The organism is Micromonospora sp. CPCC 205554, from assembly GCF_036902745.1.
Taxonomy (GTDB): domain Bacteria; phylum Actinomycetota; class Actinomycetes; order Mycobacteriales; family Micromonosporaceae; genus Micromonospora; species Micromonospora tulbaghiae.
In genome coordinates this window covers 384,146-404,752 of the sequence record NZ_JBAKHP010000001.1, presented here as the reverse complement: position 1 = coordinate 404,752, position 20,607 = coordinate 384,146, and the positions used below count along the sequence as shown (strand labels likewise).

The window sequence follows — 20,607 nt, the reverse complement described above, 5'->3', positions numbered from 1 at the left end:
CCGTCAGCAGTTGCGTGGCGCCGGCACCAACGAACACGGCTTTCATTACCACCTGAGCGCGTCACGCGGCCGGTGGCCCGTCGAGCACCGGCCCACGCGAAACGGCGGGCGGACCCGCAGGCCCGCCCGCCGTCCGGCGGTGGAACGGGTCAGCGCAGGCGCGCCTCGATCGCCTCGATGACGCGGGGACGCAGCTCGGCGGCGCGGATCACCGCGTCGACCGAACCGACCTCGACCGCACGCTGGATGCTGTGTACCCGGTCGAACTCGGCGGCCACCTCGCCCAGCTTCTCCGCCCGCACCGACGAGCGCAGCTCGTCCAGCTCGGCGGTGAGCGTCGCCCGCTCGGTGCCGGCCGCGGCGGCGACCTTCGCCTCCAGGTCGCGTACCCGGGGGTCGGCGGCGGTGCGGGCGGCGACCTCGCCGGCGAACACCACGGCGGCGGCGGGCGCGCCACCGAGCACCGAGGCGAACGACCCCTCGATCGCCAGCACCGTCATGTCCGGGTTGAGCGCCTTGGAGAAGACCACGAACGCGCCGCCGTGGTAGCGCGAGATCACGCAGAACACGATCGGGCCGCGGAAGTTGACGATCGCCCGGCCGATCTCCGCGCCGTACTCCAGTTGCAGCTTGCGCATCGACTCGGGTGAGCCGTCGAAGCCGGACAGGTTGGCCAGCACGACCAGCGGCCGGTTGCCGCTCGCCGCGTTGATCGCCCGCGCGGCCTTCTTCGACGAGCGCGGGAACAGCGTGCCCGCGGTGTAGGTGTCCGGGCCGTCGGTGGGCGGGAAGCCGTGCCGGGGCACCGAGCGCGACTCGATGCCGAGCAGGCACACCGGGATGCCGCCGAGGTGCACGTCCTGCACCACAGCGGTCTCCGCGTCGGCCATGCCGGCCCACCGCTCCAGCACCGGGTGGTCCTGGTCCGCGAGGGCCCGCATGACGGTACGGATGTCGAACGGCTTCTTGCGGTCCGGGTTCGCGGTGGCGGAGAAGATCTCGCCGACGGTGGCGAAGTCGCTGCCGGCGACCGCGTGCGGGTAGCCGCAGACGTCCCGGTCCACCGGGTCCATCGTGACGGCCCGGCGCGGGGCGTGCTCGCCCGGCGCGACGTAGGTGTGGTCGTAGTGTGCCATCAGCACGTCCCGCGCGGCCGGCAGGTCCGGCGCCCAGTACTGCGCCTGCCCGTTCGGGCCCATCACCCGGTCGTAGCCGCCGATGCCGAAGTTGTCCTCGGCGGACACGCCGCCGGAGAAGTCGAGCGACTGCTTGCCGGTGAGCACCATCGCCGAGTCCGGCGTCATGACCAGCACGCCCTTGGTGTGCATGAGCATCGTCGCCTCGGCGTTCCAGTACGGCTGGGCGCCGACGTTGATGCCCGCCACCACGATGTTGATCTCACCGCCGTCCTGGGTGAACTCGACGATGCGCTTGAGCGCCGCGGCCACCCAGTCCATGTTCTCCGTGCCGGAGGTCATCGAGATCCGGGCGCCCGCGCTCAGCGCGTACCACTCCAGCGGCACGCCCATCCGCTGCGCCAGGTCCAGCGCGGCGATCACCCGCCGGCACTCCGGCTCGGACAGCGCGCCGAGGGACTTGGTCGGGTCGCCGAGCAGCACCACCCGGGTCACGCCCTGCGGGTGCCGCGGCGTCGGCGTGGTCACCACACCCGCCACGATCGCCGCGGTGTTGCGGCCCTTCGGCCGGTCCACCGGCACCAGCTGGTGGTCCGCGTCCAGGTCGTGCTCGACGAAGTCGCCCAGCAGGCCGGTCAGCTCGTACGGGTAGACCGTGTTGCGCCCGGCCGCCCGCAGCACCTTGAGCCGGTAGTCGTCCAGCGGCTCGACCGGCTCGGCCGGCGGCTCGCCCACCGTCAGCCGCGCGTGCCCGGTCACGTCGAACGTGATCCGCACGCCGACCTTGGTCAGCTCGCCGGTACGGCGGTCGCGCTGCCGGGCGATGAACAGGATCTCCTCCAGCTCGGCGCCCACCGTGGTCGGGCGCACCCGCCCGGCGATCAGCTCCATCTCCTCGCGGGTCAGCTCGCTCGGCGGCCACACGTAGACGACGATCCGGTTGGTCGGGAACCGCGACTTCGACGGCCGCCGCGACTGCGCCCGGCGGATCGAGTCGATGCAGGCCGCCACCGTGTCCTCGGTGGTCGGCAGCGCCACCAGGCGGCCGTCCTGCTCCCGCAGCTCGGTCAGGTCACGCACCTGCGCGAACGCCACCAGCCGCTGGTCGGACGGGTTCTGCCGGGCGACCGCCTGGAACAGGTAGACCTCCTCGTCCAGCGACGGCAGGCGGGTCAGGTCGAACTCGCGCAGCCGCTCCAGTTGCATCCGCTGCGCGATGTACGGGTGCAGGCCGCGGATCAGCCGCTCCTCGGCCATCCCGCCGCCCTCGGCCGGACGGAACGTGACGTGGTGGTGCATCACCGCTCCGCCACGCCCGGCGACGGTGGTGGTGAGGCGGCGTACCTGCTGCGGCAGCGGGTGCGCGTTGACCACGTCCAGCAGCGCGGCGGCGGTGGCGTCCAGGTCCTCCGGCTGGTTCTCCCACGCCAGGTAGACGTCCGCGTCGACGGCCTCGCAGTCGCGGGCCACCTCGGCCAGGCCGCGCAGCGCGTCGCCGAGCGCGTCGAAGCGTACGGCGGCCGAGACCACGCTCGACCCGTCCCGCCCGGCCACCACGAACGTGCAACCACCGGCGGTGCGGGTGCGCACCTCGGTGAGCGCCTTGTTGCCGTAGTAGCGACGGGTCAGCACCTCCAGCATGGCCGCGTTGTCCAGGTCGTTGCGGACCAGGCGCTGGCCGAGCAGCCGGACCAGCGGTTCGGTGCTGCGGACCATCTCGGCGATCCGCTCGGCGCGGTCCGGCGCGTCCGGCTGCGCGTCGAGGTGCCGCAGGTGGGTACGGACCTGGGCGTACACGCGGGCCCGGTTGCGGCGCAGCAGCGGCTGGGCGAACCAGGCGAACACCACGCCGCGGGCCAGGTCGGCGACCACCGGGAAGCGGACCTGGGTGGCCGCGACGAGCCGCTCCAGCGTGAGGCCGGCCGGCTCGCGCAGCGCCTCGTCCGGCGGCGGCTCACGCAGCCAGGAGCGCAGCAGCGCGGCGATCACCGTGGCGTCGGCGGCGGCCCGCTGCTGGGCCAGGAAGATCCGGAAGACCGCGGCCTCCAGCTCGGGGGAGCGGTCCAGCTCGGTGACGCCGTAGTGGGCGAGCGCCTTGGCCAGGCGGGTCCGGAACGACTCCGGGGAGCCGGCCCGCTCGACGTCGAGGCTCTGCAAATAGGTGTGGAAGTACTCGCGGGCGCTGTGCACGTGCCCGCCCGGCCCGTCGTCGCCGCCGGGCCGGTTGCGGCTCAGCTCGGCCAGGTCGGCGAAGACGCCGACCAGTTCCAGTTCCTCGGCCAGCGGCCGGTGCCCGGCCTCGGTGGCCGCCCGCCGCGCGTCCAGGTAGTCGTCGAGCACCCGGCGCTCGTCGTGCGGGTCCACGTCGTAGCCGAGCAGCAGGGCGCACAGATCCTCCTGGCCGCGCTCGGCCCGGGACCGCGCCGGCACGTCCGCCGGGGCCACGGGCAGGTCCAGCTCGACGGCGGGACCGGCCGGGCCGTCGGCCGCCTCGGCGCCTTCCTCGGCGAGCGGCTCCAGGCGCAGCAGCGGCGCGCCTGCCTCCACCTGGGTGCCGACCGCCACCGAGGACTCCTTGAGGCGGGCCCGGAACGGCGCGCGCAGCACCGTCTCCATCTTCATCGCCTCCAGCACCAGCACCGGCGCGCCGGCCTCGACCTCCGCGCCGACCTGAAGCGGCGTGGCGACCACGAGCGCCGGCATGGGGGAGCGCAGCACACCGCCCTCGTCGCGGCTGATCCGGTGCGTCACGCCGTCCACCTCGACCAGGTGGACCGGGCCGTGGGTGTCGGTGAGCAGGCGGAACCGGGCCCCGTTGACGGCGACCTGGCCGGTGTGCCGGTCGAAGCGGTCCAGCTCGACGTCGGCGGTGCGGACGTCGCCACCGGCCTCGACACCGACCCGGAACCGGTGCGCGCCGACCCGGGCCACCCGCATCCGGTAGGTCACGCCGCGCAGCTTCAGGTCCAGTGGCCGGCCGCTGCGGTGCTGCACCTGCGGGCGTCCACCGGCCGCGGTGGACAGCAGCCGCTGCCGTTCGGCGGTCTCGTCCTCCTCGTACGCCTCGATCGCGGCGGCGGCGAGCGCCACGGCGGAGTGCCGGTGCGCGACCAGGCGGCCCTCGCCGCGTACCCGGTCGATCCAGCCGGTGTCCGCGCTGGCGTCGATCACCTCGGGCTGGTCGAGCAGGTCGAGCACGAAGCTCTTGTTCGTCGCGCCGCCGGCGATGACCACTGTGGTGTTCGCCATCGCCCGGCGCAGGCGGCCCAGCGCCTCGTCACGGTCCCGGCCGTACGCGATGATCTTCGCGATCATGGAGTCGAAGTCGGCCGGGATGGTGTCGCCCTCGCTGACCCCGGTGTCGACCCGGATGCCGGGACCGGCGGGCAGGTCCAGCCGGGTGATCCGGCCGGGGGAGGGCGCGAAGTCGCGGTCCGGGTCCTCGGCGTTGAGCCGCGCCTCGATCGCGTGCCCGCGCTCGACCGGCGGCTCACCGGTCAGCCGGCCGCCGCCGGCCACGTGCAGCTGCGCCTTGACCAGGTCGAACCCGGTGGTCGACTCGGTGATCGGGTGCTCGACCTGAAGGCGCGTGTTCACCTCCAGGAACGCGAACAGCCGGTCGCCCGGGTGGTAGAGGAACTCGACTGTGGCCGCGCCCCGGTAACCGACGGCGACCGCCAGCCGCTCCGCCGACGCCTTCAGCTCCGCGGTCTGCTCCGGGCTGAGCACCGGCGACGCGGACTCCTCGATCACCTTCTGGTTGCGCCGCTGCACCGAGCAGTCCCGTACCCCGAGCGCCCACGCGGTGCCCTGGCCGTCCGCGATCACCTGGACCTCGACGTGCCGGGCGCCGGTGACCAGGCGCTCCAGGAACACCACGCCGCTGCCGAACGCCCGCGCCGCCTCCTGGCTGGTGCGCTCGTAGGCGTCGGCCAGCTCGGCGTCGCTGCGGATCACCCGGATGCCGCGCCCGCCGCCACCGGCGGTCGCCTTGAGCATCAGCGGGTAGCCGATCGAGGCCGCCGCGCGCAGCGCGTCCTCCAGGCTCTCCACCGCGCCGCGGCTCCACGGCGCGACCGGCACGCCGACCTCCTCGGCGATCAGCTTCGCGCCGATCTTGTCGCCGAGCTTGCGCATGGCGTCCGGGCTCGGCCCGACGAACGTCACGCCGATCTTCTCGCACAGCTCGGCGAACGACGGGTCCTCGGCCACGAAACCCCAGCCCACCCAGGCGGCGTCCGCGCCGGTCTCGACCAGCGCGCGCTCCAGGGCCTTGAGGTCGAGGTACGGGCGGGCGGACGCGGGGCCCAGGTCGTAGGCGACGTCCGCCTCGCGGACGAACGTGGCGGTACGGTCGACGTCGGTGTACAGCGCGACGGTCTCGATCCGGCTGCCGGTCTCCGCGGCCAGTTCCCGGACCGCGTGGATGAGCCGCATCGCGGCCTCACCACGGTTGACGATGGCGACACGGGTGAACACGTGACCGTCCCCTTCGGTTGACCCACTCCTGCGCGCCGGGCGCGGCGATGCCCCCGGCTTGCCTCACCCTTCCGCCTGTCCGCGGGCGGCGCCATGTCGTAACGGCCGAAGCCTGAGCGGGGACCGTTGTGGGAACCGAACAAAAGTTTTTAGCCAGCCACTCACTACCCGCCGGTATGCGATACGGCGCCGGACCCGGCCGGGTCCGGCGCCGTATCGCGTCCGCGCTGCGTGCTCAGCCCGGGATCTCCCGGGGGTCGCGGCTGCGGGGGTACGTGTTCTTCTCGCCGATCGTGCCGTCCTGCTTCTTGATCACGTGCTCGGCGCCGCGCTCGGCCGCCATCTCCCGGCCGGCGGCCTCGGCCTCCGCCTTGGTGTCGTGGCGGCTGGTCGCGCGCTCGTTGCCCTCCGGGCGGTTCTTCCACTGCCCGTCCTGCTGGTAGGTGTCGATGTCGCCCTTCGCCATGCCGTCAGCTCCCTCGTTCGTGTGCCTGATGACAAATGTCTGCCCACGGGCGCGGTGCGCTAATCCTGCGGTCCATCAGTGTTTTGCCGGAACGGCAAGGTTCCTTGCCGTCCGGCGGGCGGCGGCGCACGATGGCGGTGGCCCGGACACCAGAGGCCGGCGGCGAGGAGGCAGACATGACGGGGCACCACCACGAGCATCCGGCGGCGGACACCGACCCGGCCCGGTTCTGGGACGAGCGGTACGGCCAGCGGGACCGGATCTGGAGCGGCCGGGTGAACCCGGTCCTGGCCGAGGTGGCCGCCGCGCTGCCCCCGGGCACTGCGCTCGACCTGGGTTCCGGTGAGGGCGGCGACGCGGTGTGGCTGGCGTCGAAGGGATGGCGGGTCACCGCCGTGGACATCTCGTCCGTCGCGCTGGACCGCCTCGCCGTCGAGGCCGAGCGAGCCGGAGTGGCGGAGCGGATCACCACCGTCCGGCACGATCTGACCCAGGGCTTCCCGCCCGGCCGGTACGACCTGGTGTCCGCGCAGTTCTTCCAGTCGCCGCTGGTCCTGCCCCGGGAGAAGGTGCTGCCCCCGGCGGCCGAGGCGGTGGCGCCCGGCGGCCGGCTGCTCGTCGTCGAGCACGGCGCGCCCCCGCCGTGGGCCGGGCCCGACACCGGCCACCACCGGTTCGCCGAACCCGAGGAGATCCTGGCCGCGATGAGCCTCGACCCGGACGGCTGGGACACCGAGCGGCTGGGCGCGCAGCGCCGCACCGCCACCGGCCCGGACGGCCGGACCGGTGAGCTGATCGACCACGTGGTCCTGGTGCGGCGCCGCTGACCGCGGCGCCGGTCAGGCCCGCGCCCGCGGCCGGGTCAGCAGCAGCACCAGCAGCCCGGCCGCGCACAGCGCGGTGCTCATGCCGTACGCCCACCGGTAGCCGACCTGCGCGGAGATCCCGAGCAGCGGCCCGGCGAGCATGGCGCCGATCGGGAACGTGTTGGTGAACAGCGTGGTGGCCCGGCCCGGCTCGCCCGGTAGCAGATCCTGCACGTAGGCGATGCCGACGCCGGACACCGCGGCGATGAACAGCGCGTTCACCGGCTGCGTGAACAGCAGGACCGGCACGCTCGGCGCCAGCGCGGCGGTCGCGTAGTAGGCGACCCCGCAGGCACCGCCGACCAGGATCAGCGTCCGCAGCCGGACCCGCGCGGTCAGCGCGCCCAGCCCGAGCATCAGCGGGATCTCCAGCGCCGCGCACAGGCCCAGCACCAGTCCGGCGCGGGAGGGGTCGTCGTTCAGTTCGGTGTCGATGAACAGCGGCAGCGCCTGCACGCCGACCGTCAGCGGGCACTGGAGCAGCACGAACGCGAGCGCCGTCGACGCCAGCCGCAGCCGGGACGCGCCGGGCGGGCCGGGCGCGGCGCCGTCCGGATCGCCCGCGACCGGCCGCGCCGGCAGCGGCAGCTCCTCCAGCCGGAACGCGGCCACCAGCGCGGCCAGCGCGTACATGACGGCGGCCATGCCGTAGACCAGGCGGAAACCGCCGACGTCGAGCAGCACCGCGGCCAGCGCCGGCCCGGCCACCCAGGCCAGCGAGAACACGGTCCGCATGAGGCTGACGCCGAACGCCGCCCGCGCCGGATCGTCCCTGTCGAACAGTGCCCGGGTGTACGCGAACGACTGCGGGAACAGCGAGTTCGCCAGCGCCGTGGCGGTCGCGGTGAGTCCCAGCAGGATCCAGTAGTCGCGGACGTACGCGGTCAGGCCCGCGCCCAGCACGCCGGCCAGCGCGGCGCCGACGAGCAGCGCGCGCCGGATCGGCAGGCGGTCCGACAGCCGGCCGATCAGCGCGGAGGCGACCACCCCGGACAGCGGCGCGACGACCAGGAACACGGTCACCCGTAACGGACTGGCGTGGACCTCGCGGTCGAGGAACAGCGACAGGAACGGCAGCACCACGGCGGTGGAGAGGCCGACGGTCAGGAACACCACACCCAGCGGGAGCAGCCGGAAGCGGCCGGCGCGTACCGCCGGCCTCGTGTCCACAGCCATGCGGCGGACTGTACGCGGCGGCGGTGCGGCGGCCGACCGAGTTTCCGCCGCCCGGACTAGCCGACGGCGGTGGGGGAGGGCGGCGCGCTGCCGCCCTGCGGCGCCTCGGCCGTCATCAGCCGGACGATCTCCGCCCGGTCGGCTGCCGACGGCATCCCCCACTCCGGCCGGTAGCCGAACGCCCGGTCCAGCGGGATCGAGGAGGTCCGGCCGTCGAGGATCTCCACCGAGTCGGTGCCGATCAGCCCGGGATGCTCGACGCCGCACGCCTCGGCCACCTTGACCAGGTCGCGGCGCAGCGTACGGATGTAGTTCGCGGCCCGGACCGACTTGCGGGCCGGGTCCAGACCCCGGGCCAGCCAGGCGTTCTGCGTGGCGACGCCGGTCGGGCAGGTGTCGGTGTGGCACTTCTGCGCCTGGATGCAGCCGATCGCCAGCATCGCCTCCCGCCCGACGTTGACCATGTCGGCGCCGAGCGCGAACGCCACCACCGCGTTGTCCGGCAGGCCCAGCTTGCCAGCGCCCACGAACACCACGCTCTCGTGCAGGTCGCGTTCGGCGAAGGTCCGGTAGACCCGGGAGAAGCCCTGCTGGAACGGCAGCGAGACCGAGTCGCTGAAGATCAGCGGCGCGGCGCCGGTGCCGCCCTCGCCGCCGTCGACGGTCACGAAGTCCACGCCGCGGCCGGTGTCGCGCATCAGCGTGGTCAGCTCCTCCCAGAACCCCAGGTCGCCGACGGCGGACTTGATGCCGACCGGCAGCCCGGTCTCGGCGGCGAGCAGCTCCACCCAGTCCAGCAGGCTGTCGCAGTCCGAGAACTCGGCGTGCCGGGACGGGCTGACGCAGTCGCGTCCCTCCGGGATGCCCCGGGTGGCGGCGATCTCGGCGGACACCTTCGCCGCCGGCAGCAGACCGCCGAGGCTCGGCTTGGCGCCCTGGCTGAGCTTGATCTCCAGCGCCCGGACCGGCGCCGACGCCACCAGGTCCTTGAGCCGCTCCAGGCTGAACCGGCCCTGCTCGTCCCGGCAGCCGAAGTACGCGGTGCCGAGCTGGAAGACCAGTTCACCGCCGTTGCGGTGGTACGGCGACAGCCCGCCCTCACCGGTGTTGTGCAGGCAGCCGGCCAGCGCGGCGCCCCGGTTGAGCGCCTCCACCGCGTTGCCGGACAGCGACCCGAAGCTCATCCCGGAGATGTTCACCACCGACTCCGGCCGGAACGCGTGTGCCCGGCCGCGTGCCGCGCCGAGCACCTTGGCGCAGGGCAGCGTCACGTCGTGCCCGGCGGTCGGCGCCGACGGCGGGACCGTCCGGCCGAACGTGCGGTGCTTGATGATCGGATAGCCGGAGGTGTGCTCGATGTCGTTGTCGGTGCCGAAACCGAAGTAGTTGTTCTCCTGCTTGGCCGAGGCGTACACCCAGCGCCGCTGGTCGCGGGTGAACGGCCGCTCCTCGTCGTTGCCGGCCACGATGTACTGCCGCAGCTCCGGGCCGATCGACTCGATCAGGTACCGGGCCCGGCCCAGCACCGGGAAGTTGTGGCGCAGCGCGTGGTCGCGTTGCAGCAGGTCCCGCGCCGCCAGCGCGGCGACGGCGGCGACGGCTGCGGGTACGGCTCTCTTCGCCCAGCTCATCCCGCCACTCTTTCCGCCCCGGCACCCGGCCAAACTCCCGGTGGAACCCGGGCGGCGCGAGCGGTGTCATGGAAGCGGACCGACGGAGGCTGCCCTGGACGACGACGAACTCGTCACCCGCGTACGCGCCGGCGACCGGGAGGCGTACGACGCCCTGGTCGCCCGGCACACCGCGTCCGCGTACCGGACGGCGGTGCTGCTCGGCGCCGGCCCGGACGCCGAGGACGTGGTCCAGGAGGCGTTCGTGAAGGCGTACCGGAAGTTGTCCCGTTACCGGGGCGAGGCGTCGTTCCGGTCCTGGCTGCTCGCGATCGTCGCCAACGAGACCCGGAACCTGCACCGGACGCGCACCCGGCGCGACGGGCTGACGCTGCGCGCGGCGGCGGACCCGGTCGCGACGGTCACCGCCGACGACGGGCTCGACGCCGTGCTGGCGGCCGAGCGCCGGGCCGCGCTGGTCGAGGCGCTGCGCCGGCTGCCCGGGCGCGACCGCGAGGTGATCGTCTGCCGCTATCTGCTCGACCTCGGCGAGGACGAGACGGTGACCGTGCTGGGGCTGCCCCGGGGCACCGTGAAGTCACGGACCCACCGGGCGCTGGCGAAGCTGCGTGCCCTGCTGGACCGGGAGGTGGCGCACCGTGGCTGATCTGGAACGGGAGCTGCGTGAGCTGACCGGCTGGCTGGAGCCGGCGCGTACGCCCGACCTCACCGCGCGGGTCCGCGCCCGGCTCGACGCGCCCGCGCCGCGCCGCCGGTGGCGGTACGTGCTGGCCGCCGCGCTCGCCGCCCTGCTCGTGGCGGCAATGCCGCCGGGGCGGGCCGCGCTCGCCGGTGCGGTGACCGGGCTGCTGCGGATCTCCGGGGTCGTCGTCGACACCGCGCCCGCGCCGCCACCCACCGGTACGCCCTCGCCGCTGCCCGCGCAGCACGAGGTCGCGCTCGCCGAGGCGCAGCGGCAGGTCCGCTTCCCGATCCGGGTGCCGGCCCGCCTCGGCCCGCCGGAACGCGTGCTCGTCGCCGATCCGGACGGCGCCGGCGCCCACCGGGTGGTCAGCCTGCTCTACCGGGGCGGGACGGTGCGGCTGGACGCGTTCGACGGCTCACTCGACATCGTGTTCCACAAGCGCTCCGCCGGGGCGGACGTGACGCTCACCCAGGTCGGCGGCGAGTTCGCGATCTGGGTGGGCGGTCCGCACGCGCTGGCGTACGTGGACCGGTCGGGGACGGAACGCGTCGCCACCGCACGGTTGTCCGCCGCCACGCTGATCTGGGAGCGGTCCGGGGTGAGCTACCGGCTGGAGGGCGATCTCACCCGGGAGCAGGCGCTGGACGTCGCGGCCTCGGTGGGGTGAGCGCGGCGGGAACCTCGCGACGCCGGGCGGTGTCCTGAAGACGGGAGTCGTCGACGGGGAGGCCGGATGTCCGTTCCGAGAAGAGTCCTGCTGGTGCCGGTCCTGCTGCTGGCCGGGTGCTCCGGCCCGGCCGCGCAACCGGCCGACGGGCCGGCCACGGGCACCGTGCCCGCCACCGGGCCGTCCGCGCCGACGGCCTGCGCCGAGCGGCTGGAGACCGGACGGCTGCCGGACTGGGCGGACGCCGGGTTCACCGGCGACACCCGGGTGCGGCACGTCTTCGGAACCGGGGGCGACATCGTGGCGATCCTGTTCGCGTACCCGCTGGTGCACGCGCGCGGCGACGGCGCGAACAACAAGATCCTCTGGGTGGCGCGGCCCGAGCCGGGCCGGTCCGAGCCGGCGCAGCGGACGCCTCTGGTGATCACCGCGACGCGGGACGGGACGGACACCCCGGTCGTCCGGGAGGTGGCGGGCGGACCCGGGCCGTCCATCGTCGACCTGCCGGCCGCCGGGTGCTGGCGGCTGCGGCTGGACTGGTCGGGGCGCGCCGACACGATGGATCTGGTCTACCGGCCGGCGTCCGGCTGACCGGCATGGCCGCTGCCGGTCCGGGTAACGCTGCGTCATGGCGAAGTACACCGAGCCGGAACTGCGGGAGCGCCTCAAGGCCGAGATCCGCGCCTCCGACAAGGGCGGACGGCCGGGGCAGTGGTCGGCCCGCAAGTCGCAGCTGTTGACGAACGAGTACAAGAAGGCCGGCGGGGGATTCGAGGGCCCGAAGGACGCGCGGCAGCGCTCGCTGCAACGCTGGGGCGGCGAGAAGTGGCAGACCCGCAGCGGTGACACGCGCGCCCGCAACGGTGGCGAAACGCGCCGTTACCTGCCCGAACAGGCGTGGAAGGAGCTGTCGGAGAACGAACGGCGCGCCACCGACACCCGCAAGCGCCGCGCGTCGCGCTCCGGCCGCCAGTACGTGCCGAACACCGGCCCGGCGAAGCGGGCCCGCCGGGACGCCACGGCCGCCGAGCAGATCAACGAGCTGCCGGTGACCGAGGCGGTCAAGCTGGTCCGCGACCTCGACACCCGCCAGCTCGGCGCGGCGCTGCGCCGGGAACGCGGCGGCAAGGCCCGCAAGACGCTCATCGGGCGGCTGGAGTCGGAACTGGGCCGGCGCCGGGCGGCGTGAGCACGCACCCCCGTGGCGCACCGCGACGGCGGGGCCGGCTCGCAGGCCGGCCCCGCCGCGCGACGGTCAGCGGCGCGGGTGCTGCGGGATGCGCGGCAGCACGTAGGGCGGACCGGAGAAGATCAGGTCCGACTTCAGTTCGTGGTACGCGAGCTTCGGCTGGTAGTTCTCGTCGTACACGGTGGCCAGGCCCTCCGGCGGGTCGGAGAACGCGCCAGGCACCCAGGAGTGCTTGTCGGTGAAGCCCCAGAGGGTGAACGACAGGCAGTGCCGCTCGGCCAGGCAGGCCTGCATCAGCACGCTGAAGTTCGCCGCGGACGCCTGCAGGCGCGGGTTGATCTCCGCGGAGTCGCCGGCCTCCACCCCTTCGGTGATCTGGCTGCGCACGTCCACCTCGGTGAGGGCCGTGGCCAGCCCGAGCCCGGCGAACTTGCGCAGCGCCGCGGCCACCTGGAGCGTGCTGAAGTTTCCGTACTGGGTGCCCAGGTGGCCCTGTGCGCCCACGCCGTCGATCGGTACGCCCTTGGCCCGCAGGTCACGGGCCATGTTGTAGACGAACTGCGTCTTGTCGTCGGCCGGGTTGCCGGAGCCGAACGCCTCGATGTTGTAGTCGTTGTAGAACAGCAGCGCCTTCGGGTCGGCGGCGCGGGCCCAGCGGAACGCGTCGGCGATGTAGCCGGGCCCGAGGTTCTGCGCCCAGAACCCCTTGTAGTGCAGGGTGGACGGGGTGTCCCAGGGGTCGCTGACCGCCTCGTTCACCACGTCCCACTGCCAGATCTTGCCCTTGAAGTGGGTGACCACGGCGGTGATGTGGTTGCGCAGGATCTGGCGCAGCTCGGCCTTGCTGATCGAGCCGTCCGCGACTCCGCTGGTCAGCCACGCGGGCAACTGGTTGTGCCAGACCAGCACGTGGCCCCGGACCCGCTGGTTGTTCTTGCGGGCGAAGTCGATCAGCTCGTCGGCCGGGCCCCAGTTGTAGGTGCCGCGGGTGGGTTCGAGGCTCTCCCACTTCATCACGTTCTCGGCGGTGACCGTGGAGAACTCGGACGCGGCGATCTGGCGGTACTGCGGTTCGGCGGCGTCGTTGAGGGCGGCCATGTCCACTGCGGTGCCCACGTACAGGCCGTGGCGCTTGGCCAGCTCGCGCAGGCTCTGCGCGGCCGGGTCGTACGGCCGTCCGGCCGTCGCGGGGACGACGTTGAGGGCGGTGGCGGTCGCGACGGCGACGGCGCCGGCGGCGAGCCAGCGTCTCAGCTTCATGGTCGTTCCTTTCGGGAGGGTGCGCGCGGCCGGAGGGCCGGCGGTGGCGGTGCCGGGAACGCCGCGGCGTGGAACGGACCGGCGGGCGCCCGGGTGGACGGTCGGTGCGGGCTTCCGAAACTTCCGGTCTGACTTCCGGAAGTAGCCCGAAACCTTACGGACGCCGATAGCCGTCCGTCAATCACCCGGATCGGGAGGGTGAGGTGGCGTCTCAGCGCAGCGGGCGGCAGGAGGCCCGGACGACCAGTTCGGTCGGGAGCTGGATGTGCGTGTCCCGCTCGACGCCCGCGATGAGGTCGATCAGCAGGCGCAGCGACTCGGCGCCCATGCGTTGCAGCGGCTGCCGGATCGTGGTGAGCGGTGGGTCGACGAGCGCCGACTCCGGGATGTTGTCGAAGCCGATGACCGACAGGTCGTCCGGTACGCCGAGGCCGAGGCCGCGGGCGACGTCGACTGTGGAGATGGCCGAGAGGTCGTTGCCGGCGAAGATCGCGGTCGGCCGGTCGGGGAGCGCGAGCAGTTCGGCGGCCGTGCTGGCGGCGGTCTCGGTGCGGAAGCCGCCGACCCGGACGAGCTGCTCGTCCACCGGCACGCCCGCGTCGGCCATCGCCTTGCGGAACCCGGCCTCGCGCAGGCGGGCCGACTCCAGGTCGGGCCGGCCGCTGATGTGCGCGATCCGCCGGTGGCCGAGTGACAGCAGGTGGTCGGTGGCCAGCACCGCGCCGGCGAAGTTGTCGGAGTCGACGGTGGGCAGGCCGGACGGGCCGGTGTGCGGGTCGACGGCCACCACGTGGAAGCCGTGCTTGGTCTCGACCACTGTCGGTGTCACGATCACCGCGCCGTCGATGAGCGTGCCGGACAGTCGCGCGAGGGAGCGCCGCTCCCACCCTATGGCCGCGCCCTCGCCGTCACCGCTGGAGTAGGCGAGCAGCTGGTAGCCGCTGCCGGCGACCTCCCGGGACGCGCCCTTGAGCAGCTCGGTGGAGAACGGCTCGAACTCGGCGACCAGGATGCCCAGCACGTTCGTGCGGTGGCTGCGCAGGCTCTGCGCCCCGAGGCTGGCCTCGTACCCGAGTTCGTGGATGACCTGCTGGACGCGCTCGACGGTGGCCTGCGCGACGCCGTACCGGCCATTGACAACCTTCGATACGGTTGCCACCGAGACGCCGGCCGTACGTGCCACGTCCGACATCTTGACGCGCTGCTCGAACACCACGCCGACGATGATAGAGGGCTCTCCCGGGGCGATCGAAGACGATGTCGAAAACGTTATCGATACCGATTGACTTCACGTTACGGCCCTGTAAAACTCCCCCGCAGGTAACCCGGCTAAGTGGTCGAGGAGACATCTATGGCGATGAAGCGCCGTGCTGGTGCCGTCCTGGCACTGTTTGTGACAAGCGCTCTGCTGGCCTCCGCGTGCAGTGGCGGTGGCGAGGAGGAGAAGGCCGCCGAGAGCGAGCTGTACAAGAACCCGGTGACGTTGACCTGGTGGCACAACGCCTCGCAGGACGGGCCCGGCAAGACGTACTGGGAGAAGGTCGCCAAGGACTTCTCCGCAGCCCACCCGACCGTCAAGATCGAAATCGAGGCGATCGAGACGAACCAGCTCCAGCGCACCCGGCTCCCCGCCGCGCTGCTGAGCAACGACCCGCCGGACGTCTTCCAGGCATGGGGCGGCGGCGAGATGCGCGAGCAGGTCGAGGCCGACTACCTCAAGGACATCACCGACCAGGTGAAGGACGAGGTGGCCGACATCGGTAGCGCCTCGGAGATCTGGCAGGTCAACGGCAAGCAGTACGGCCTGCCGTACCGGATGGGCATCGAGGGCATCTGGTACAACAAGGACATGTTCGCGAAGGCGGGCATCACGGCGCCGCCGACCACCTTCGAGGAACTCAACACCGCGGTCACCAAGCTCAAGGCCATCAACGTCGTCCCGATCGCCCTCGGCGCCGGTGACAAGTGGCCCGCCGCGCACTGGTGGTACAACTTCGCGCTGCGTGCCTGCTCGGTCGACACGCTGAAGAAGGCCAGCACCGACCGGACCTTCGACGACCCGTGCTTCGTCAAGGCCGGCCAGGACCTGAAGGCGTTCATCGACACCAAGCCGTTCCAGAACAACTTCATCGCCACGCCGGGCCAGAACGACCCGACCAGCGCCAACGGCCTGCTCGCCAACGGCAAGGCCGCGATGGAGCTGATGGGCGACTGGAACCGGGGCACCCTGGACACCGTCGCCACCGACAAGGCGGCCCTGGGCAAGTTCCTCGGCTGGTTCCCGGTGCCGGCGATCTCCGGCTCCGCCGGTGACCCGAAGGCCGCCCTGGGCGGCGGCGACGGGTTCGCCTGCTCCAAGAACGCCCCGGCCGAGTGCGTCGAGTTCCTCAAGTACCTCGTCAGCCCCGAGGTGCAGAAGGGCTACGCCGCCACCGGCACCGGCCTGCCGGTCGCCAAGGGCGCGGCCGACGGCGTCACCGACCCGGCCCTGAAGTCCATCCTGGAGTCCACCTCCTCGGCCACCTACGTGCAGCTCTGGCTCGACACCGCCTTCGGCAGCACCGTCGGCAACGCGATGAACGACGCGATCGTCGCGATCTTCGCCGGCAACGGGACACCTGAGAAGGTCGTCTCGGCCATGAAGGCGGCCGCAAGCAAGTGACGTCCGCATCGCAGACCCGTATGCCCGCCGGCGGCGTGACCGCGCCGCCGGCGGGCCTCCGGCCCGGCGCACGAGCCGCCTCACGCCGTGCCGAGACCCGCCGCAAGTGGTACGAGATCATCGGGCTGACCACGCCGGCGGTCCTCATCTACGTCCTGTTCGTGCTGGTGCCGATGGGCTTCGCGTTCTACTACAGCCTGTTCCGCTGGCGCGGCGTCGGCCCGCCCACCGAGTACGTCGGTTTCCGCAACTACACGCTCGCGTTCCAGGATCCGATCTTCCTCGACGCGCTGCGCAACAACGCGATCATCGTCTTCGGGTCGCTGCTCATCCAGGGGCCCGTCGCACTCGGCATCGCCCTGCTGCTCAACCGCCGCTTCCGCGGACGCTCGGCGTTCCGCCTGCTGGTCTTCGTGCCGTACGTGCTCGCCGAGGTCACCGTCGGCATCATGTGGAAGCTGATCCTGACCGACGGCGGCACGCTCGACGCGCTGCTGCGGTCGATCGGACTGGGCGGCTTCGTGCAGGCGTGGCTGGCCGACCTCGACGTGGTCATCTGGACGCTGCTGTTCGTCCTCACCTGGAAGTACGTCGGCTTCGCCATCATCCTCCTGCTCGCCGGCCTGTCGAACGTGCCGCCGGAGCTGAACGAGGCCGCCGAGATCGACGGCGCGAGCTGGTGGCAGATCCAGCGTCACGTCACGCTGCCGCTGCTCGGCCCCACCATCCGGATCTGGATGTTCCTGTCGATGATCGGCTCGTTGCAGGTCTTCGACATGGTCTGGGTGACCTCCGTGCCCGCGGTGCGCTCGCTCGGCGCCTCGGCCACCATGGCCACGTACATGGTGGACAACGGCTTCTTCGCCCGGCTCTGGGGCTACGGCAACGCGGTGGCCGTGATCCTGTTCGTCATCTCCTTCGTCGCGGCGCTGCTGTTCCAGCGGTTCCTTCTCCGCCGTGACATCGAGGGCGCCATCACCCGGAAGGGGAAGTGACAGTGGCCGTGAACTCCGTACCCGCCCCCTCCGCCGGGCGCCGGCCGGTGCAGTGGAGCTCGCCGCTGACGTACGCGCTGGCGCTCGCGATCGCGGCCGTGTCGATCGCGCCCGTCGTGTACGTCATCGTCGGTGGTTTCCGGACCACGCCGCAGATCGTGGACGACCCGGCCGGCCTGCCGGACCCGTGGGTCTGGGAGAACTACGCCCGGGTGCTCACGCAGAGCGGGTTCTGGCGGCAGGCGTTCAACAGCGCGGTGGTCGCGCTCGGCACCACGCTCGGCGTGGTGGTGCTCGGCATGGCCGCCGCGTTCGTGCTGGCCCGGTACACGTTCCGGGGACGCGAGACGCTCTACACCTTCTTCACCCTCGGCCTGCTCTTCCCGGCCGGCGCGGCGATCCTGCCGCTGTACCTCCTGCTGCGTGACCTGAACCTGATCAACTCCTACTACGCGGTGATCCTTCCGCAGGTGGCCTTCTCGCTGCCGCTCACGATCGTCATCCTGCGGCCGTTCCTGTCGGCCATCCCGCGGGAGCTGGAGGACGCGGCCGCCATCGACGGCGCCGGCCGGCTCGGCTTCCTCTGGCGGATCGTGCTGCCGCTGTCGCGGCCCGCGGTCGTCACCGTCGGCATCCTCGCGTTCGTGGCGAGCTGGAACGCGTTCCTCCTGCCGCTGCTCGTCCTCGGGGACGTCAACCTGCACACCCTGCCGCTGGGCGTGCAGAACTTCTCCAGCCAGTACACCACCGACACCGCGGGGGTCCTCGCCTTCACGTCGCTGGCGATGTTGCCGGCGCTGCTGTTCTTCACCCTGGCGGAGAAGCAGATCGTGGGCGGTCTCCAGGGCGCGGTCAAGGGCTGAGCGGCAGCGGTACCAGCACAACCAGTGGAAAGGCACACCATGACAGAGGTCCACGCGGTGGTGGACGGGCCGGTACCGGCTCAGGCAGGTTCGGACCACGACCGGCCGGACGGACACGACCCCGAGACGCGCGTACGGGAACTGCTCGCTCGCATGACGATCGAGGAGAAGGTCGCGCAGCTCGTCGGGTTCTGGGAGAAGGAGGACGGTGAGGCGGTCGCGCCCCTGCAGGGCGAGTTCGCCGACAGCGGCCGGCTCGAGGACTTCTCCCGGCACGGGCTGGGTCACCTGACCCGCGCCTACGGCACCCGTCCGGTCGACGCCGCCGCCCGCGCGGCCTGGTTGTGGAAGTTCCAGCGGGACCTGGTGACGGGCACCCGGCTGGGCATCCCGGCCATCGTGCACGAGGAGTGCCTGACCGGCTTGTCGGCGTGGAAGGCGGCCACCTTCCCGACGCCGCTGGCCTGGGGCGCCGCGTTCGATCCCGACCTGGTCACCGAGATGGCGGCGGCGATCGGGGCCTCGATGCGCGCGCTCGGCATCCACCAGGGACTGTCCCCGGTGCTGGACGTGATCCGGGATCCCCGCTGGGGCCGGGTCGACGAGTGCATCGCCGAGGACCCGTACCTCGTCGGCACGATCGGCACCTCGTACGTGCGGGGACTCCAGTCGCAGGGCGTGCTCGCGACGCTGAAGCACTTCGCCGGCTACTCCGCCTCGCGGGCCGGGCGTAACTTCGGCCCGGTGCACGCCGGTCCCCGGGAACTCGCCGACGTGCTGCTGCCGCCGTTCGAGATGGCGCTGCTCGACGGCGACGCCCGCAGCGTCATGCACTCGTACGCCGAGATCGACGGCGTGCCGGTCGCCGCCGACCCGACCATGCTCACCGACCTGCTGCGGGACCGGTGGGGCTTCGACGGGACGGTGGTGGCCGACTACTACGGGGTCGCCTTCCTCAACCTGCTGCACCACGTCGCGGCCGACAACGCGGACGCGGCGGTGCAGGCGCTGAGCGCGGGCCTCGACATCGAGCTGCCCACCGGCGACGCCTACCTGACCCTGACCGAGTCGGTGCGGGCCGGCCGGGTCGACGAGGCGCTGGTCGACCGGGCGGTGCTGCGCGTCCTGCGCCAGAAGCAGGAACTCGGGCTGCTCGACGCCACGTTCGACGACGAGCCGCCGGGCGCGATCGATCTCGACTCGCCGGAACACCGGTCGATCGCGCGCCGGCTCGCCGAGGAGTCGGTCGTCCTGGTCGGAAACGAGGGCGTGCTCCCGCTGCCGGCGGGCCGGCGGGTGGCGGTCGTCGGGCCGAACGCGGACCGGCAGGGCGCGCTGTTCGGCTGCTACTCGTTCCTCAACCACGTGCTGGCCCACCACCCGGACGTGGAGACCGGCTTCGAGGTGCCGACCGTGTTGGAGGCGGTGCGCGCCGAGTTCGGCGCCGACTCGGTCACCTTCGCGGCGGGCTGCGCGGTGGACTCGGCGGACCGGTCCGGGTTCGACGAGGCGGTCGCCGCCGCGTCCGCCGCCGACGTGGCAGTGCTCGTGATGGGCGACCACGCCAGCCTGTTCGGCCGCGGCACCGTCGGCGAGGGCTGCGACCGGGACGACCTGGAGCTGCCCGGCGTGCAGCGCCAGCTCGTCGAGGCGGTGCTGGACACCGGCACCCCGGTCGTCCTGGTGCTGCTCACCGGCCGCCCGTACGCGCTCGGCTGGGCGCTGTCCCGGTGCGCGGCGGTGGTGCAGACGTTCTTCCCGGGTGAGGAGGGCGCCGGGGCGATCGCGGGCGTGCTCTCCGGGCGGGTCAACCCGTCCGGCCGGCTGCCGGTCAGCCTGCCCGGCTCGGCCGGCGCGCAGCCGTACTCGTACCTGCACCCCGAGCTGGGGGAGGGCATGAACGGCACCAACCTGCCGGCGACCCCGGTGGCGCCGTTCGGGCACGGGCTGTCCTTCACCACGTTCGCGTACACCGAGCTGACCGTGCCGGCCGAGGTGCCGACCGACGGGACGCTGCGGGTGTCGGTGCGCGTGACGAACACCGGCCCGGTCGCCGGTGACGACGTGGTGCAGCTCTACGGCCGCGACCTGGTCGCCTCGGTGACCCGGCCGGTCGCGCAGCTGCTCGGCTACCGGCGGGTGCGCCTGGAGCCGGGCGCCTCGGTCACGGTCGAGCTGACCGTGCCGACAACGCGGCTGGCGTTCAGCGACCGCACGCTGACCCGTGTGGTGGAGCCCGGTGAGGTCGACGTCTGGGTCGGCACGAGCGCCCGGCGCGACGCCCAGGCGCGGACGACGCTGACCGGCGACACCGTCGCGATCACCGCCGACTCGCCCCGCTGGACGACGACCGACCTTCGCTGAGCCGGGTCCGCCGGTCGTCCACGGGGCGGTCGGCGGACCCTTTCAGCTCATATTGGCGTTATGTCGTTTTCGACTCAGTAGGCTCCAGGATGTCATCCAGCCCGTGACCCGGGACGGTGCCGCCCGCCGCGCGCGGGTCGCGTCTCGCCGCCCGGCCGGCTGGTCCCG

Annotated in this window: 15 protein-coding genes; 9 read left to right on the top strand and 6 right to left on the bottom strand. The window is 72.7% G+C overall.

The features are described from left to right. Window positions 1-149 precede the first annotated feature (149 nt). Both V6U82_RS01910 and V6U82_RS01905 read right to left on the bottom strand, forming a co-directional pair. Entirely contained in the window at window positions 150-5,615 is a 5,466-nt protein-coding gene (locus V6U82_RS01910; protein WP_334458794.1) for an ATP-binding protein, read from the bottom strand. 235 nt (window positions 5,616-5,850) lie between these two features. Further along, on the bottom strand, window positions 5,851-6,081 hold the full coding sequence (locus V6U82_RS01905) for a DUF2188 domain-containing protein (protein WP_013286814.1): 231 nt from the start codon (window positions 6,079-6,081) through the stop codon (window positions 5,851-5,853). A 176-nt stretch (window positions 6,082-6,257) separates the two neighbouring features. On the opposite strand from V6U82_RS01905, the gene V6U82_RS01900 reads away from it, so the two are divergent. Further along, window positions 6,258-6,908, top strand: coding sequence for a class I SAM-dependent methyltransferase (locus V6U82_RS01900; protein ID WP_334458792.1), 651 nt, complete (start codon window positions 6,258-6,260; stop codon window positions 6,906-6,908). A 12-nt stretch (window positions 6,909-6,920) separates the two neighbouring features. Here V6U82_RS01900 and V6U82_RS01895 read toward each other — a convergent pair whose 3' ends face one another. Both V6U82_RS01895 and V6U82_RS01890 read right to left on the bottom strand, forming a co-directional pair. Beyond that, window positions 6,921-8,123, bottom strand: a complete 1,203-nt coding sequence (locus tag V6U82_RS01895; RefSeq protein ID WP_334458791.1) for a sugar efflux transporter — start codon at window positions 8,121-8,123, stop codon at window positions 6,921-6,923. A 56-nt stretch (window positions 8,124-8,179) separates the two neighbouring features. Beyond that, window positions 8,180-9,754: an FMN-binding glutamate synthase family protein gene (locus V6U82_RS01890; RefSeq protein WP_334458789.1), complete on the bottom strand. Its 1,575-nt coding sequence runs from the start codon at window positions 9,752-9,754 to the stop codon at window positions 8,180-8,182. A gap of 40 nt (window positions 9,755-9,794) precedes the next feature. On the opposite strand from V6U82_RS01890, the gene V6U82_RS01885 reads away from it, so the two are divergent. The 4 genes from V6U82_RS01885 (at window position 9,795) to V6U82_RS01870 (ending at window position 12,295) form a co-directional block, all read left to right on the top strand. Continuing rightward, window positions 9,795-10,400 carry an RNA polymerase sigma factor gene (locus V6U82_RS01885; RefSeq protein WP_334458787.1) on the top strand — a complete coding sequence of 202 codons (606 nt, stop codon included), beginning with the start codon at window positions 9,795-9,797 and terminating at the stop codon, window positions 10,398-10,400. Continuing rightward, complete coding sequence (locus V6U82_RS01880; RefSeq protein ID WP_334458786.1) at window positions 10,393-11,106, top strand: hypothetical protein; 714 nt, start codon at window positions 10,393-10,395, stop codon at window positions 11,104-11,106. Before V6U82_RS01885 ends, V6U82_RS01880 begins: the two co-directional genes overlap by 8 nt. A gap of 66 nt (window positions 11,107-11,172) precedes the next feature. Beyond that, window positions 11,173-11,697 (top strand): hypothetical protein, encoded by a 525-nt coding sequence (locus V6U82_RS01875; protein ID WP_334458785.1) that lies wholly within the window; start codon window positions 11,173-11,175, stop codon window positions 11,695-11,697. 37 nt (window positions 11,698-11,734) lie between these two features. Beyond that, window positions 11,735-12,295 carry a DUF5872 domain-containing protein gene (locus V6U82_RS01870; protein WP_334458784.1) on the top strand — a complete coding sequence of 187 codons (561 nt, stop codon included), beginning with the start codon at window positions 11,735-11,737 and terminating at the stop codon, window positions 12,293-12,295. A 66-nt stretch (window positions 12,296-12,361) separates the two neighbouring features. On the opposite strand, the gene V6U82_RS01865 is transcribed toward V6U82_RS01870, so the two are convergent. Then, the gene (locus V6U82_RS01865) at window positions 12,362-13,555 is read right to left on the bottom strand and encodes an endo-1,4-beta-xylanase (protein WP_334458783.1); all 1,194 of its coding nucleotides are present in this window, start codon (window positions 13,553-13,555) and stop codon (window positions 12,362-12,364) included. 211 nt (window positions 13,556-13,766) lie between these two features. Then, window positions 13,767-14,771, bottom strand: coding sequence for a LacI family DNA-binding transcriptional regulator (locus V6U82_RS01860; RefSeq protein WP_120569507.1), 1,005 nt, complete (start codon window positions 14,769-14,771; stop codon window positions 13,767-13,769). Between the two features lie 177 nt (window positions 14,772-14,948). Between V6U82_RS01860 and V6U82_RS01855 the strand changes: the two genes are divergently transcribed. The 4 genes from V6U82_RS01855 to V6U82_RS01840 are packed head-to-tail and all read left to right on the top strand — an operon-like array spanning window position 14,949 to window position 20,439. Next, window positions 14,949-16,217: an ABC transporter substrate-binding protein gene (locus V6U82_RS01855; RefSeq protein ID WP_258544822.1), complete on the top strand. Its 1,269-nt coding sequence runs from the start codon at window positions 14,949-14,951 to the stop codon at window positions 16,215-16,217. Then, window positions 16,214-17,212 carry a carbohydrate ABC transporter permease gene (locus V6U82_RS01850; protein WP_334458780.1) on the top strand — a complete coding sequence of 333 codons (999 nt, stop codon included), beginning with the start codon at window positions 16,214-16,216 and terminating at the stop codon, window positions 17,210-17,212. The genes V6U82_RS01855 and V6U82_RS01850 overlap by 4 nt, the downstream gene beginning before the upstream one ends. After that, the gene (locus V6U82_RS01845) at window positions 17,209-18,075 is read left to right on the top strand and encodes a carbohydrate ABC transporter permease (RefSeq protein ID WP_334458778.1); all 867 of its coding nucleotides are present in this window, start codon (window positions 17,209-17,211) and stop codon (window positions 18,073-18,075) included. Before V6U82_RS01850 ends, V6U82_RS01845 begins: the two co-directional genes overlap by 4 nt. A 39-nt stretch (window positions 18,076-18,114) precedes the next feature. After that, window positions 18,115-20,439: a glycoside hydrolase family 3 N-terminal domain-containing protein gene (locus V6U82_RS01840; protein WP_334458777.1), complete on the top strand. Its 2,325-nt coding sequence runs from the start codon at window positions 18,115-18,117 to the stop codon at window positions 20,437-20,439. Window positions 20,440-20,607: the final 168 nt, after the last annotated feature.

Coding starts and splice junctions, on each gene's coding strand:
- V6U82_RS01905 (WP_013286814.1), bottom strand. CDS start 6,081: ATGGCGAAGGGCGACATCGACACCTACCAGCAGGACGGGCAGTGGAAG.
- V6U82_RS01865 (WP_334458783.1), bottom strand. CDS start 13,555: ATGAAGCTGAGACGCTGGCTCGCCGCCGGCGCCGTCGCCGTCGCGACC.
- V6U82_RS01890 (WP_334458789.1), bottom strand. CDS start 9,754: ATGAGCTGGGCGAAGAGAGCCGTACCCGCAGCCGTCGCCGCCGTCGCC.
- V6U82_RS01875 (WP_334458785.1), top strand. CDS start 11,173: ATGTCCGTTCCGAGAAGAGTCCTGCTGGTGCCGGTCCTGCTGCTGGCC.
- V6U82_RS01895 (WP_334458791.1), bottom strand. CDS start 8,123: ATGGCTGTGGACACGAGGCCGGCGGTACGCGCCGGCCGCTTCCGGCTG.
- V6U82_RS01840 (WP_334458777.1), top strand. CDS start 18,115: ATGACAGAGGTCCACGCGGTGGTGGACGGGCCGGTACCGGCTCAGGCA.
- V6U82_RS01900 (WP_334458792.1), top strand. CDS start 6,258: ATGACGGGGCACCACCACGAGCATCCGGCGGCGGACACCGACCCGGCC.
- V6U82_RS01870 (WP_334458784.1), top strand. CDS start 11,735: ATGGCGAAGTACACCGAGCCGGAACTGCGGGAGCGCCTCAAGGCCGAG.